Here is a 15,236-nt window from a genome sequence, read left to right on the forward strand (position 1 = left end):
AAATTGCCGATTTTCTGGCAATTTTCTATTTTTTAAATAAATTCTACTACAATATCATCTATTTTTATAAGAATTCTGTATCAATCAAATTTAGAAATATTATACTTTTTGATTTTATACTGTAATGTCTGCCTTGGTATTTGAAGTATCTTTGCAGCACTGGTTACATTTCCCCTAACTTCCTTAAGAGCATTTTTTATGGAGTCTTCCTCAGCTATTTCTAAGCTTTTTCTAAGGGAAAGCTGATTTCTGCCACTGTTAACTATTTCTTGATTCCGTTGTAAATGGTAGGGTAAATCTCCTTCTTCAATAATATGTCCTTCCAACACGTTCATTGCACCTTCAATAACGTGCTTTAGCTCTCTAATATTGCCTGGCCAATAATATGAATAAAATATATCCATTACTAGAGGGCTAACTCCTTTTACATTTTTTCTTAATTTATTATTAAAAAGCCTTATAAAAAATTCAACCAAGAGTGGTATATCTGCCTTTCTTTCCTTAAGATCAGGAACCCTTAAGGACACCACATTTAATCTATAAAAGAGATCGCTTCTCAACAGGTTTCCGTCTAAAGCTTCTATAGGGTTCATATTCATGGCAGCAATAATTCGAACATCTACTTCTCTGGTTCGAATATCCCCAACTCTGCGTATATATCCTTCCTCTAAAACTCTAAGTAGTTTAGCCTGTAGGTCTATTGGCATAGAATTTATTTCATCTAAGAATAAAGTACCCCCATCAGAAAGCTCGAATAACCCTGGTCGATTATCTGCACCTGTAAAGGTTCCTTTTACAGTACCAAATAGAATGCTCTCCAGCAGGGTTGCTGGTATAGCCGCACAGTTTTGAGTTATAAAGGGTTTGTTACGTCTACTGCTGGCGTTATGAATTGATTGCACCACCAGCTCTTTTCCTGTACCTGTATTACCATAAACCATAATAGAGGATAGACTGTCTGCTGCTTTTAATGCCTTTGATTTTAGCTTCTGGACCTCTTGGCTTTGGCCTAGTATATCCATAAAGTTATACTTGGCAGTACCCTTAAGCTCTTTTTGCTTGCTATCTTCTTCCTTGTAGAGTTGTTTTTGTAGGTCCACCACCCGTTCTGATAATTCTCTAACTGCAGTTATATCTCTTGATATTTCTATAGCTCCCAATATTTTGCTTCCATCGGCTATCGGCAGGGAGGAGTTAATAGTTGTAATCTTAAATCCCTTGTAGTTTACAAAGGTTTGCTGAATATCTAATATAGGTTTACCAGTTTTAATTACTTGAATTAATGTACTGGTTTCCTCAGTTAAGGAAGGATAAACCTCTAAAATAGTTCGTCCAATAGCTACACTTCTATTAACATTATCAAGCTTTGCTGCAGCTGGGTTACAATAGATGATACTCCCTTTTTGATCAATTATTTGAACACCCTCATCAATATGATCTAGCAGCATTTCAATATATCTTTGTGAAAATATTTTATTCATTCCATATAGCCCACTTTCCAGCTTTCGAAGCCCATTTTTCGGCACATCCAATTATATTGTATCCTATAATTCAATTAATTTCAAATAATTAAAATGCCAAATAATAAAGTGGTCGGAATAAATCTGAGATTTGATTTTTGTGAAACATTATTCCTTAGGAGGCCTTGGTCCATAATATTGATAATAGGTACACTCGATCCTGCCATTATAAAGCTTTCTCTTTTTATCAGCTTTTTTCCCAAATAACTCCTGAAAATCCGGATGAGAGGTGATTATATATTTAGACCAGGTTTCCATTCCTTTAAAGACTTTACCCATTTCTTTATATAGACCTTCTACCTCTTTTAACTCTCCAATACGTTCTCCATAGGGTGGATTTGTAATAATACAACCGTATTGAAATCTAGAAGCAAGTTCACCCACACCAAGCTTTTGTATATGTATATCATCCTCTAACCCTGCTTCACCTATATGATATCGTGCCAGCTTCAAAACTTCTCCATCAATATCTGAGCCATAAATTCTAAGGGGTCGATCAAATTGTGCTAAATCGTGTGCTTCTTTTCTGGCTTCCCACCAAAGGTTTTTAGGTATTATAGTCCAGTCCTCTGATACAAAATTACGATTCATTCCTGGTGCAATGTTCTTTCCAATTAAACCTGCTTCTATGGGTATAGTACCAGAGCCACAAAGGGGATCAATTAAAACTCTGTCTGGATTCCAGTAGCTTAATAATATTAGTCCTGCAGCTAGAGTTTCTTTTAATGGGGCTCTATTGGACAAGGTACGGTAGCCTCTTTTATGGAGTCCTGCACCACTGGTATCAATAGTTAATGTTGCTATATCCTTTAGCAATGCAACCTCTATTTTATATTTCCCACCACTTTCATTAAACCATTCACGGTTATATCTTTCCTTCATTTTTTCAACAACAGCCTTCTTTACAATAGCCTGACAGTCAGATACACTAAATAGCTTAGACCGAATTGATTTACCTTCTACAGGAAACTCTGCATCCTCTGGAATCCACTGATGCCATGGTAATGCTTTAGTATTTTGAAAGAGCTCTTCAAATGTTGTAGCTTTAAATTCACCAATCTTTATTAACACCCTGTCGGCCGTCCGGAGCCACAGGTTACACCTACATATTCCCGCTAAGTCGGCGGTAAAAGTTACTCTTCCATTCTCTACTGCAACATCCTCATAGCCTAAATCTTTTACTTCTCTAGCAACCACTGCCTCTAAGCCAAAGGCTGCTGTTGCAATCAATTGTATCTTATCCATAAAGCTTCCTCCCTCATTAATTTATTCTTCCAATGCTTTTCTATTGACACTTAAAGCAATTTCTATAGTTTTTTTATGCCCTATTATGTATTATCTACTCTTTTTCTGTTATTTTTTGTTGGTTATTTTTTCTTTTTATTCCTTATAGTGTAATATATAATAGAATATATAGATTTTCCAAGGAGGCTGATTATGAAAAAACATAAAAAAGCGATTTTCTTCCTTACTTTAATTCTATTATTTATTATTAGCCTATATTGTATTTATTACGATAGAAGAAAAGAATCTCAAGATTTAATTTTACTTCTTCTACAATAGTTTGAAACGTTATTAAAGGGTGTCGATAGGCACCCTTGACTGATAAGAAAGTCATTTCTTCGTTACTCAGATTTTTCTGTTTTTCTTATTTGGTTTATAATTAATTTTTTCCGCTTCCTTTACAATCCACTTCCACATAAATAGCCCCCAAAGAAAGCCACCCGCACCAAAAATCAACATAGCAGTCATGGTTTCTAGTGAGAATAAACCGCTTCTAATTTCAGAAAATGAGAAGCCCCTATTAATGATGGTAATTAGTATTCTATAAATTATAGCAGTGGAAATTCCCCAGTTTAAGACTCCATGAAAAAAATGTAGTTTTTCATTCCACCCCGATAGGCCTTCAGAATTTTTTCTCTCTTTTGATTATCCATTTAATATCCTCCTATCACCTTTCTATCTTGATTACCATTATAACAGATTTGATACATTGCTAAAATATAGAGAATAGTGTTAAGCCTAGTGGTTTTTTATTGTTTTTTTCAAAACCAGGAGGATTTCATTAATTTTTTGCTAATATATAGTTTAGATATTTCTAATAATCAAAGGAACAATAACATTCAGCTTGAATCAATCACTGGTGTATTTGAAATAGGTTAATATTAAATTATAAATAGATACTTAGAGTTATAAAAATTATTGAAATGACAATAACGCAACAAATGAGCCAGGATTTTATTCTGACTCATTTGTATAAATAAAGCTGAATTTTCCAGTATTATCTATAATTAAAATTTAACAGGTACTTTTAAATGTAATATATATTCGCCATCCTTTGCACTATACTCGCCTATTTCAATACTTCCTTCGTCACCATCGGGTGATGGATATTGAATCTCCTCATCAAACTCTCCCCACTGAGGGCCTCCAGCGCTTGCCTGCAGAACCTCCTCATGAATTATATTCTCTTCATTATCTGTAATTCTAACAATAAAAGAGCCTTCGAAGGCTATAACCTTGCCTGCTACTCTTACAGGATTATCAATTTGTTGTTCTTCCTCTGGAGCATCAAGTTTTGCAAATATGAGCTTATCCTCCATAGGTAAAGACTCATTTTCTACCGTTATTACTTCATACTTACTTGCCTCCTGAGTAAAAATCTTAACGATAATTGAAGGATAGGTAATTGCCTGCGTTACTACTGTGCCTTCTTCCGGCTCAACTATATCAATAGTCAAGGTACGGGGATAATCTTCTTCATTATAATTGACAACTTTAATACCATATCCTCCAGTAGGTTTTTCACCAGCATTTATAAGAATTAATGTGCCGTCTGGATGCTGGTAAACATATGCCCCTATTTCATTTCTAAACTTATCAAACCATTCTTGAGCTTCCTGTGGAATTGCATCTTCATCTAATATTACCAGCCTCTGATCCATTTGCTGACGAATGAAATTTAGTAGTCTTTGGGATCTAATTTTGTACTCTTCTCCATTTGGACCAATAGTAAAGAGATTCTCCTGATCTTCGTTAAAATACATTGTTATCATTTGACTTTCTTCTAATTCACGGTTTAGGTATACTGTCATTCCTTGAGTCGTGTCCTCAATATCTTGTGGTGAAGCTTTCCCAACAAACTCTACCTCTCTTATATGCTGCGCTGTATTCTTCAGGACCTCTTCATCCTCTATGGGCAGGGTTTTTTCCTGCTGCCAGAAAAATTCTACAAAAGCAATATCTTGATGTTGTAGTTCTTCATATGGATATTGTACCTCTTCAACATCTTCTGCAGGAGGGTTGGGGGCCTCTTCCCTCTGACAACCAAATAGCACTAAAACCATAATAACTAAGCTTATTAATAATTTATATTTTCCCATGTTTACCTCCTGACATATCACTATATATTTAAATCTCTTTACATTATCATTTTTATCTATATTACTTTGTTTTAAACATAAAAAAAATGAACTGTAATGGAAGGTGGGAATAGACCCTAAGTCAAGCTCTGGAAAGCTATAATGAAATAACTAAAAAGAACAATAACACATTCCCTATAAATGCTTAGGATTGGATATTGTTCTATATGTGATTCTACATTGTTAAATATCTTTAACCTTTATCTTCTTAAAAAGCCACCATTTCCTTTATTTTTAATTGCAATAACCTCTGCAATTATGGCAAGGGCAATTTCTTCTGGAGTATCTGCCTTTATATCTAAGCCAATGGGACAATGTATCTTTTGTAGGAGATCTTCTGAGAATCCTTGATTTCTCATGTATTTCATCATTTCTTCCTTCTTTCTTTGACTTCCCATAAGTCCAATATAAGCCGCTTGACTACTAATTACATTTTCCAAAACAATTTGATCTGTAGCATGTCCCTTTGTAACGATAACCACATATGTATAGTCATCTATCTCAATTTCCTGTAACGCCTCTTTATAAGAACCCTTAACTATACGTTTCACTTCAGGAAATCGCTCTTCTGTAGCAATATGACCTCTTTCCTCCAGTAATATTACTTCTATTTTTAATAATGATGCTATTTTAGCTATTTCAAAGCCCACATGTCCGCCACCACAAAGAAGAAGCCTTGTTTTGGGAAGAAACACCTCTAAAAACACCTTCATACTCCCTCCGCACTGCATTCCAATGCCCTTTTCACCAGGAGATAGATTGTACTCTAATGTAGTGCTTTCCTTGGTCATAAAAGCTTTTTGTGCTTCTTCCAGAACCTTCGCTTCCACCAGACCGCCACCTACAGTACCATAGAGCTCATTTTCCTTTGTATATATTAACTTAAAGCCTGTTTTGCCAGGTGATGATCCTTTTGCTTCAATTACGGTTGCCATTACAAAGGCTTTACGCATTTTTATTAGTTCAAGTAGTTTTTCCATAATAATCACATCGTTTCCTCCCTTATTAATCCTTATATATTATTATTTCTATTAAAGTAGTTAAAAGTCCTCTAAGGAGAGAAAGCTTCAGCAGATTTTTTTATATTACCCTTGATGCAGTTGTTATCTCTTTATCGGTTAGTTCTTTATATGTTTTAAAGTTAAGTGTAAATAGTACCTGAATTAACATTAGTATCCCACATCCTATCATTAGAATATAGGCTCCTACCTTATCTGCCAGCAGACCTGTAAACACCATTGATAGCAGTAGGATTATATTACCTATTGCCATATCTATACTAAATACCCGCCCCAGCTTTGAGGCTTCAACATTTTTTTGCAAATAAACTCCGTATGCAATGTTAACCATAGACAAGAATATACCACATATGAATACAAAAGCTATCATTAGTAATAGATAATTAAGCATAGCAAATGATATGTAGCTTATACCAAAGCCTCCGATTCCCAAAACAATCATTGTTACTTCATTTAATTTATTATCTAATGCACCAATTAAAAGTGCTCCAGATAGTAGTCCTAAGCTAAATACTGCTGTAATAAAACCATATGTCTCAGGGGAAAACCCTAGACTTTGTATATGTGCAATATTTAAAATTGGTATTGCCCCAAAGGGAAGTGATGCAATTGCAAAAAAAATGATAATAAAGCTAATAAGTTTACTCTTAGATATATAATTAAAGCCCTCAACTAAATCTTCTTTAAAGGAATTTGATTTAATACATTCACTTTTCTCTTCTTTAGGAATTGTGATAAACATTTCAAACAGTGCTGAAATTAGAAATGATATTCCATTTACTATAAAAACTATATATGTTCCGAAAAGACCAACAAGTACACCCCCTATTGCAGGACCTATAAGGGTAGCCAATTGGTTTACAGATGTGGTCATTGAATTTGCAGTCATTAAATCCTCTTTATTGACAAGCTTAGGTACTAAGCTCCTAATGGCAGGCGAAAAGAAAACATCAAAAATTCCTTGTGTCAATACGATTAAATATATAATATTAATATTCCCTGTAAAAACAAGCAAGATAGATAATATTCCCCGTATAATATCCGATGAAATAATAATCATTTTTTTGTTCCATCTATCAACCCACACCCCAGCCAATGGCCCAATAATTATGGAAGGCAGCTTCAAAAATATCAATAGCATACTGAGCTTTAATATTTCCCCCGTTGCATTAAGCACCAACCATGTTAACCCAATATAATTAATAAAGGATCCTATTTCCGAAACACCTTGTCCCCAAAACAAAAGGCTAAAATTCTTATTTCTTAACATTTTGATATATTTACTCATAAAATTAAATATACCCTCCCCCATTTTTCTATTTCTTATTATATATGGTAATAATTTCAATAAGCTACATAAACATTATATCAGAAACTATTCTATAGCTTGTCGTTATTTGTATTTTATAAAAAAATTTTTTTGACAATACTCCAAGTGTTTTATTTCTTTAAATGACTTTAGGCTATAGTAGATATTCTACCATAGCCTCAGACTGTTGACTTTGTCATTAGCCACAAAATCAAAAATTTTGTCTATCTTATTAAAAACATATGGTTAATTGGTTTTTTGATTCTACCAAACCTGAAATAGCCAACTCATAATGAATCTCAATTTTCCCCTGTTTCAATTGATTACTAATATCCACCTCAAGCTTATTGGTATATAGTTCCATTTCAAAATTCCCATAAAGTGTTTTATAGGCACTGTTATATCTTTTCCCCATTTCAAATACCATAGTGGAATCATTATTCCCATATCTTTTTAAGAAAATCTTATTTTCACCTTCGATTTTTATAGTGGTGGTTGTACCCTCCATTCCTGAGATCTCCGATTCCTCATAAACAATGAAAAGATAATTGTTTTTTTTGTATATTATCCCTTCAGTTACTAATTCAATTTTATTTTCTTCACCTTTGCTATCTTTTTGTACTCCTGAAACTCTTATAAGTATCTCTTCCTTCATAATATCAACCTTTTCTTCTATTAATTTCTTTCGTTAAATCTTTCTATTGCGAGATCAATTAATCGATTAATTAACTCCTCATATGATATCCCAGTGGCTTCCCACATTTTAGGGTACATGCTTATTTTGGTGAAACCAGGCATAGTATTTATTTCGTTAATTAATATTTTGTTTGTATCCTTTTCAACAAAAAAATCTACCCTTGCTAAGCCATTACAGTCAATTAATTTATAGACCCTAACAGCCAGTTTTCTCACTTCCGCTATCATTTCCTCTGGTAAATCCGCTGGAATTATAAATTGTGTTGTTCCATCAAAATACTTATCTTGATAATCATAGAATTCATGGGATGGAATTATCTCTGCCGGCAAGGAGGCTATCGGGTCATCATTTCCTAATACAGAGCATTCGATCTCTCTGGCATTAATACTCTCTTCAATAACAATTTTTCTATCATATTGTGCAGCGATTTCCATTGCCGCTATTAATTGCTCTCTATTTTTAGCTTTTGAAATTCCCACACTTGAGCCTAAGTTGGCAGGCTTCACAAATACTGGATAATTAATCCTTGCCTCAATGGCTTCAATTTCTCCAATAGGATTTTGCTTATATTTTTTTCTGTATATAACTTCAAAATCTGCCTGAGGGATATTTTCTGCTTTAAAAATAGTTTTAGCAATGGCCTTATCCATAGCCAGAGCTGAGGCCAATACACCTGCTCCTACATAGGGAATATTCATGATTTCCAGTAATCCTTGTATTGTACCATCTTCACCATAGGGTCCATGTAATGCCGGAAAAACTACATCTACATTTTCAATACTATCGCCAAGAACTATTGATCTGCCACTGGAGTCCTTTGGTATTAAAGATACCTGTGAATCTATACCATCATCACCCAATAGCTTATTAGTAATACCTTCCCATTCTCCAGACTCAATTTCATTTATAGTTGTGTTGCATTTTTTCCATGTACCATCCTTAGTTATTCCTACTGGAATAATATTGTACTTTTCTTTATTGATTGCCCTCAATATTGAAGCAGCAGACATCAATGAAACTTCGTGCTCTCCTGATTTTCCACCAAATAATACCATAACATTTATTTTTTTCATTTTTCCACCTACTTTCATTACTATTAATATTCTACTCTTGTTTAAACTATTATTCAACTTTTAATACATTTAAAGAGGGTCTTTGATTAAATTATATTGGTATAGGAAATACATATTTTTTAATAAAGTTAACATTAAATTGATTTTTTGTTATCTTTTTAGTATATTAAGTGTATGAATTATTGTTAAGATATGGAGGGGATTGATCTTGGAGTTGTTAAGCGTTGGAGAAAAAATAAAAAAATTACGTAAGGATTTAGGTCTCAAGCAGGAAGAACTAACAGATGCCCAAGTCACTAGAAGCTTAATCAGTATGATTGAAAGTGGCAAAAGATCTCTCAGCCCCCAAACTGCTGCTATTATTGCTAAAAAGCTTAATTACTATTATAAGAACCTAGGAAAGAAAATAACTACAGAGTATCTTTTAGAATCAAAGGAGGCTCAGGTTCAAAATATTATTCAAGAGCAATTGGATAATATAAGTTTACTACTAAATAGTAAAAAGAATTTAGAGCATAATCATATACATGGAATTTTCAATCGGATGATGGACCTAGCTACTAACTGGTCTTTAAAATCAGATTTTTCTAAGGTATTATTTTACAGAGGTAATTTTCATTATCATATAAGAAAGTACAATTTAGCCCTTATGGATTATTTTAGTGCTTTAGAATTCACTTTAGAATCCCGTAATTATGAAAAGGCTGCTGATATATATATGGGAATTGGTAACTGTTATCTTAGCAAGCTTTTTTTAGAGGAGGCTAAGCTTTATTATAATAAAGCCCAAACCATTTCAGTAGAAAATACAACCATTAACCATGATCAAATTAGGCTTGAAGCCACTATGAATCTTATTATTTGTTATAAAAAATTAAAGCAATATGATTTAGCCCTTCAACAGCTATATATCTTTAAGGAGCTCAAAGGCTTAGATGATGCATCCATAGATCAGGCCACTTTAATGGAGGCAGATACCTATAGGGATATTGGTAATTTTGAGAAGGCCTTCAAGCTGTACGAACGTCTAATTAGTAGATGTGATGGTTTATCAGCTACTAAGAGGGCTCATCTATACAATAGTATATCCATCGCTTATCGTCTAATGGGAAAAATTGATGAAGCAATTGAATACATAAATAAATCCTATGAACTAAAGGATGAAATAGATGACTGCCCCCATTTATTCTTGTTGGAGCTGGCTCAATGCTATAGAAGGTTAAACATTACAGAAAAAGCTATTGAAATATTAAAGGAAGCCCATAATATATCAAAGCAGCTTTCTGATAATAATTCTGAGTTTCAAATATTACTGTGCTATGGGGATATATACCAGTATCTTCAAGAATATACCTTAGTAGAGGAATATCTTAAAAAAGCTGAGTCGCTATTAAATGAAGATACTACTAAAGCCAAGTATTATGACGTATATTCTAAGCTGGCAGCCTTATATTGCACCTTAAGTAACCAACAGAAGTGTATTTACTACATAAATAAATTATCGGAAATATAAAAAGAACCTATATGATGGACTCTAATCTTACAAGTGTCCATCATATAGGTTCAAATTTAAATTTTCTGCCTGTCTTTTTATAATTTTGCCCACTTAACTATTTGATTTCTAGAAGATTTAAACAAATCCCATAGCTTTGACCTTAATTGAAGGGGCAACTCATTTTCATCTATATCAGATATAATCATTTGGTATTCTTCCTCAGTCAAAACTTCCTTTAGTTGATTCTTTGTTTCTTCATCAATCAAGCTATTTTTCACATCTATAAAGCATAGGGGTGGAAACATAACACACCACCAGTTTTGTCCCTTTCCTTCTCCGATTTCAACCTTCAACGCCTCATAGCTGCCAGCAGCTAAAACAATGTCACCATATTTTCTTGTGGGGAAAACCTGCTGACCAAGGCTAACTTTAACAGGAAAGTCCTTCTCATTTCTTTTTAGCTCTTCTCTGGCAATCTCTTGAATTTTTAAAAGGTTATTGGCAATAATCTCTCTGCTTTCCTCAATAGTGGCCACCCCTTCTAAATCCTTTGCCATTTGAGTAATTATTTGATTTTTAACCTTAAGCTTTAAAAGCTGGTCCTCAGATGAATCACTATTGGCTAGAACATGAAATCTTATTAAGCTTTTATTGGCATAGCTGGCTTCTTGGTATACAGGCTCTACTTTCCCAATGGAAAGTATACTACCTAATATAAATATGGATGTAATTAACAATATAATTTTTTTCTTTTTCATAGAAATTCCCCCTGCTTCTCCATTAGTTTGTTATACTTTCATTATGTACAAGTATGGGAAAATTTATACAATATAGGGGTTATTTATTATCTTGATAGTCCCACCCGTCGGATGAAAATATCCACCTCTACCTCCACCTCTACTAAAGGAAATATGTCGTCCCAGTCTTCCCGAACTTCTCTCCAAAGGCCTGGCTTATACTTCTTAAGGTATTCATCGAACCCCAGCACATCCACTTGATATTCATTTTGAAAAACATCTATAGTTTCAACCAATAATTCCTTAATGTCCTGACCTATGCCCTCTTGAACCTTTTCTACAAAACTGGGATCCAATACATCATCTTCAGGATTAAAATATAGACCTTCGATATCCCCCTCGCCTGTTACAGAAATAATTATTTTAATATTTTCATTATTCTCCTGAAGCTCCATGGAGGTGCTTAAATCAGTTATGCTATAGGGAATAATATAATAGTCCATATGATGGTTTAACCCCAATTGCGTTAAATTATCTGTAATTATCATATAGGCTATAGATTCCATTTCTCCAATCCAGCCCACCATTTTGTAATTCTTTATTACTGCACCTCCACCTACTTTAATTTCATCCTCTGAATATACTAATCTAGGGATAAGTGCATTGCTGTTTCGATGGAGGGATATTAAAATTTCTCCGACATCTGCAATGGGAGCTCTATTTGTTCGAGCTTGATCCTTAAAGAGATCATTGATAAATTGTCCAGTCATTGGCTCCAGCTTAGGCTGTACCTCTAGGGCCTCCTTAGCCATTCCATCCACCACCGCCAATGAAATTCTTCTGCTAATGAGGGCGTCCTTTTCTATTCGATCCAAAACTTCTCTAAGTAGCATTGGGTTTTGGGCCAGCTCCTCTCCTATCAAAAGAGTCTTTAAATGACCAAGGAATAACTGATCGTCAGACCTAGCCACCATTTGATTTCTGGCAAGGAAGGCACTATGGGCAACGCTACTCATGCTTACATTCTCAACCTCTATCTCCCCTCCTCCACCAGCCAAGGCCTTTGGTGCCACAAATGTTGCTAATATTGCGGGGCGATGATGCTCAGGGTAATATTGTCTTTCCTCATCTATATTCCCATCGTCCTCCTCTGGGTGATAAACATCAACCCCTATGGCCAGTATGAAGGTTCTATCATCTATTTCAACACTATCCCAGCAGGCAGTTAAGGAAATAGAAAAAATTAATAAACTAAGTAAGAGTATTTTTTTACGCATTGGTATTCCCCTCCTTCTTAAGCTTTTTTCTAATTAATAATGATATTAAAATTAAGGCAGGAAAAATGAAGGCTACTATGGTTGCTGCATATTTAGTAAATATGTCCAGTATTTCATAGGCCTCTGCCAAGCTATCTCCAATTAAGGACGCTAAATACACTAAAGGAATTAGTGGTAGGGCAAAAAAGTTAAATTCTTTAGTTTTAATTAGGTCTGACAGTAAAACCACCTTTGCTAAATATAGGGGGGCTATGGACATGAATACAATAAATACCCATAGGGCCATGACAAAGGCTTCTACATTTTCTATAAATAAACCGGGAAATTCAATTGTTTTAAAGAGGGTTAGGGTGGGCCATATTAAGTGTACTGTTTGTTCCGTTCCAAAGGTTAGCATTGTTGCAAGGTTTAGTACTGAATATATAAGGAGAATAAACAATACAGCCCCTCCAGAGGATTTAGTTAGTTTTTCAGGCTTATTTACATAGGTGCCAAATATTAGTACAAATTCAAAGCCCAAAAAGCTAAATAAAACCAAGGGTATAGCCTCCACTATTTGTTTAAGCGACACTTGAAATACCGGTAATAGATTTTTTAAATCACCACTTCTAATGGTTAAGGCAAATAGTACCAATGATAAAATTGAAATGGTGGGTAATAATAGGTCTGCCATCCTTGCCAATGGTTCAATTCCTTGCCGAACAAGATATACAGTCACCAATAATACACTAACTATAATAACCTCCAGCGGTGTTCTGAATAATAAAAACATCTTTACAACCTCTGCAAAAATCCTAACTAAAAATCCATTTAGCATTATTAGGAAAAGTACTAAAAATACAATGTAAATATACGCCACAGGCTTTGATAGAGTTGCAGTAATTATCTCCATATAATTTTTGCCGGGTAAGGATTTAACTATATAGGCCTGGGCAATGGCTATTAGGGAAATCAATAGCCCTCCAACCAATAGAATAATCCAACCATCTGCCCCTGCTGCCTCTGCTAAGCTCCGCGGCAAGGTTAATACACCTGTCCCCAGCATTATTAAAATTAAAATATTTGCGATTTGTGAAGGGGATATCTTATCATTATTACGAAACATTATTTGTCCTCCTTCTCATAGCGGAATTCTTCACGCTTATCATCCAATCTATTTTTTTGTTTTTTATTGCCTACTGTTTCTCGGTTGTTCATGCTGGGCATGGGTGCCCTTACAAAGGTGTCCTTCATATCACCTATATCATCCACAAAGTTAACAAAGGGATGTAGGTAGGGTATACCAAAGCTCTTTAAGCTACATAAGTGACTTAACAAAAGTAAAATAGCCAATATAACTCCATAGAGACCTAAAAAACCTGCTGCAAAAATAAACAAAAACCTTAGTAGCCTAAAGCCAATTGCAACATTATAGCTGGGAATTGCAAAGGAGGCAATTGCTGTTATGGCAACAATAATTACCATTAATGGAGCAACTATACCTGCCTCAACAGCTGCCTGTCCGATTACTAACCCCCCAACAATTCCGATGGTGGCTCCAATTGGACCCGGGAGCCTTACCCCGGCTTCCCTCAATAACTCAATTGTGGTTTCCATTATTAGAGCCTCTACTATTGCAGGGAAGGGTACCCCCTTACGGTTTGCAGCCAAGGCCAAGGTTAGCTTTGTGGGAATCATTTGGGGATGAAAGGATGTAATTGCAACATATAATGAGGGCAGGATTAGAGAAACGAACGCTGCAAAATACCTAAGTAATCGTACTGCAGTTGCTATATTCCAGCGCTCATAATAGTCCTCTGATGATTGTAGCATTGAGTTTAGTGTCGTTGGAACTATTAATGCAAAGGGGCTGTTATCTGCAATTATAACTATTCTACCTTCATACAGTGCGGCTGCTGTTACATCGGGTCTTTCAGTATTTTGTACCTGGGGAAAGGGCGAAAACCAATTGTCTTCAATCAATTGTTCTACATATCCACTATCTAAAATTGCATCCATATCAATTTTTTCTATACGGCTTTCTACTTCCTTGAGTATTCTTTTATCAACAATATCATCGATATATAAAATAGCTAAATCGGTTTTTGACCGAACTCCCACCTGCTGAGTTTTAAGCTTAAGCTTTGGGTCTCTTATTCTTCTTCTTATTAGGGCAGTATTCACCCTAAAGGTTTCTACAAAGCCGTCCCTAGGCCCCCGAATTACTGTTTCTGTGACGGGCTCAGATACTCCTCTTGCCTGCCAGCCCTTTGAGGCGATAATTATTATTTTGTCGTACTCATCCAATAAAAGAACCGTCTCACCACTGAGTATGTTATCTATTCCCTCTTCAATTGTTTCTACTTCCTTCATTTCACTTACGGCAAGGGTATGGTCCTTTAAGTGACTTGCCAATTGCTTTTTAACGTTTTCTGCCTTTGGTGGTGTTGTTCGAATAGATACCATTATATTATCAAGGATAAAATCATTTAGTAAAAACTTATCCGCCATTCCATCAACGTAGATAAGGGCAGCCTTTATTTTACTATCCACCCCCACTTCAATTTCACGATAAACAATATCATCACAATCCTCAAATATATCCTTTATGGCCTTCAGATTTGTATCAATGTTCTTATGGGGTGAAGTTCCTTCCTGTTGTTTTTTCTCTCCTTTGTTGCCCAAGAGCTTTTTCCATAAACCCATGT

The 15,236-nt window shown here is 34.8% G+C and carries 12 protein-coding genes; 1 reads left to right on the plus strand and 11 read right to left on the minus strand.

The window, feature by feature from the left end; translation table 11 throughout:
- Positions 1–80: 80 nt before the first annotated feature.
- The 7 genes from BLP68_RS16855 to BLP68_RS16885 all read right to left on the minus strand — a co-directional run bounded on the left by BLP68_RS16855 (position 81) and on the right by BLP68_RS16885 (position 9,040).
- Positions 81–1,526, minus strand: a complete 1,446-nt coding sequence (locus BLP68_RS16855; RefSeq protein WP_242877021.1) for a sigma-54 interaction domain-containing protein — start codon at positions 1,524–1,526, stop codon at positions 81–83.
- 102 nt (positions 1,527–1,628) lie between these two features.
- A complete protein-coding gene (locus BLP68_RS16860) occupies positions 1,629–2,765 on the minus strand; it encodes a THUMP domain-containing class I SAM-dependent RNA methyltransferase (RefSeq protein WP_091546085.1) in 1,137 nt (378 codons plus the stop codon).
- Between the two features lie 1,046 nt (positions 2,766–3,811).
- Positions 3,812–4,903: a Gmad2 immunoglobulin-like domain-containing protein gene (locus tag BLP68_RS16865; RefSeq protein WP_242877019.1), complete on the minus strand. Its 1,092-nt coding sequence runs from the start codon at positions 4,901–4,903 to the stop codon at positions 3,812–3,814.
- A gap of 239 nt (positions 4,904–5,142) precedes the next feature.
- A complete protein-coding gene (locus BLP68_RS16870; protein WP_242877022.1) occupies positions 5,143–5,922 on the minus strand; it encodes an XdhC family protein in 780 nt (259 codons plus the stop codon).
- A 100-nt stretch (positions 5,923–6,022) separates the two neighbouring features.
- On the minus strand, positions 6,023–7,249 hold the full coding sequence (locus BLP68_RS16875; protein ID WP_176759080.1) for an MFS transporter: 1,227 nt from the start codon (positions 7,247–7,249) through the stop codon (positions 6,023–6,025).
- A 253-nt stretch (positions 7,250–7,502) separates the two neighbouring features.
- On the minus strand, positions 7,503–7,925 hold the full coding sequence (locus tag BLP68_RS16880) for a YwiB family protein (protein WP_091546095.1): 423 nt from the start codon (positions 7,923–7,925) through the stop codon (positions 7,503–7,505).
- Between the two features lie 20 nt (positions 7,926–7,945).
- Positions 7,946–9,040, minus strand: a complete 1,095-nt coding sequence (locus BLP68_RS16885; RefSeq protein WP_091546096.1) for a D-alanine--D-alanine ligase — start codon at positions 9,038–9,040, stop codon at positions 7,946–7,948.
- A 208-nt stretch (positions 9,041–9,248) separates the two neighbouring features.
- On the opposite strand from BLP68_RS16885, the gene BLP68_RS16890 reads away from it, so the two are divergent.
- Positions 9,249–10,553: a helix-turn-helix domain-containing protein gene (locus BLP68_RS16890; protein WP_143003116.1), complete on the plus strand. Its 1,305-nt coding sequence runs from the start codon at positions 9,249–9,251 to the stop codon at positions 10,551–10,553.
- 77 nt (positions 10,554–10,630) lie between these two features.
- On the opposite strand, the gene spoIIR is transcribed toward BLP68_RS16890, so the two are convergent.
- The 4 genes from spoIIR to BLP68_RS16910 all read right to left on the minus strand — a co-directional run bounded on the left by spoIIR (position 10,631) and on the right by BLP68_RS16910 (position 15,234).
- Positions 10,631–11,293: a stage II sporulation protein R gene (gene spoIIR / locus BLP68_RS16895; RefSeq protein WP_091546101.1), complete on the minus strand. Its 663-nt coding sequence runs from the start codon at positions 11,291–11,293 to the stop codon at positions 10,631–10,633.
- 86 nt (positions 11,294–11,379) lie between these two features.
- The gene (locus BLP68_RS16900) at positions 11,380–12,549 is read right to left on the minus strand and encodes a Ger(x)C family spore germination protein (protein ID WP_091546104.1); all 1,170 of its coding nucleotides are present in this window, start codon (positions 12,547–12,549) and stop codon (positions 11,380–11,382) included.
- Positions 12,542–13,654, minus strand: coding sequence for a GerAB/ArcD/ProY family transporter (locus tag BLP68_RS16905; protein ID WP_091546106.1), 1,113 nt, complete (start codon positions 13,652–13,654; stop codon positions 12,542–12,544). The genes BLP68_RS16900 and BLP68_RS16905 overlap by 8 nt, the downstream gene beginning before the upstream one ends.
- Positions 13,654–15,234 (minus strand): spore germination protein, encoded by a 1,581-nt coding sequence (locus tag BLP68_RS16910; protein WP_091546107.1) that lies wholly within the window; start codon positions 15,232–15,234, stop codon positions 13,654–13,656. The genes BLP68_RS16905 and BLP68_RS16910 overlap by 1 nt, the downstream gene beginning before the upstream one ends.
- Positions 15,235–15,236 lie beyond the last annotated feature (2 nt).

The organism is Alkaliphilus peptidifermentans DSM 18978, from assembly GCF_900101495.1.
Classification (GTDB): domain Bacteria; phylum Bacillota; class Clostridia; order Peptostreptococcales; family Natronincolaceae; genus Alkaliphilus_C; species Alkaliphilus_C peptidifermentans.

Excerpts from the sequence above, each read along its gene's own strand:
- BLP68_RS16860 (WP_091546085.1), bottom strand. The coding sequence starts at position 2,765 with ATGGATAAGATACAATTGATTGCAACAGCAGCCTTTGGCTTAGAGGCA.
- BLP68_RS16865 (WP_242877019.1), bottom strand. The coding sequence starts at position 4,903 with ATGGGAAAATATAAATTATTAATAAGCTTAGTTATTATGGTTTTAGTG.
- BLP68_RS16870 (WP_242877022.1), bottom strand. The coding sequence starts at position 5,922 with ATGGAAAAACTACTTGAACTAATAAAAATGCGTAAAGCCTTTGTAATG.
- BLP68_RS16875 (WP_176759080.1), bottom strand. The coding sequence starts at position 7,249 with ATGAGTAAATATATCAAAATGTTAAGAAATAAGAATTTTAGCCTTTTG.
- BLP68_RS16880 (WP_091546095.1), bottom strand. The coding sequence starts at position 7,925 with ATGAAGGAAGAGATACTTATAAGAGTTTCAGGAGTACAAAAAGATAGC.
- BLP68_RS16885 (WP_091546096.1), bottom strand. The coding sequence starts at position 9,040 with ATGAAAAAAATAAATGTTATGGTATTATTTGGTGGAAAATCAGGAGAG.
- spoIIR (WP_091546101.1), bottom strand. The coding sequence starts at position 11,293 with ATGAAAAAGAAAAAAATTATATTGTTAATTACATCCATATTTATATTA.
- BLP68_RS16900 (WP_091546104.1), bottom strand. The coding sequence starts at position 12,549 with ATGCGTAAAAAAATACTCTTACTTAGTTTATTAATTTTTTCTATTTCC.
- BLP68_RS16905 (WP_091546106.1), bottom strand. The coding sequence starts at position 13,654 with ATGTTTCGTAATAATGATAAGATATCCCCTTCACAAATCGCAAATATT.
- BLP68_RS16910 (WP_091546107.1), bottom strand. The coding sequence starts at position 15,234 with ATGGGTTTATGGAAAAAGCTCTTGGGCAACAAAGGAGAGAAAAAACAA.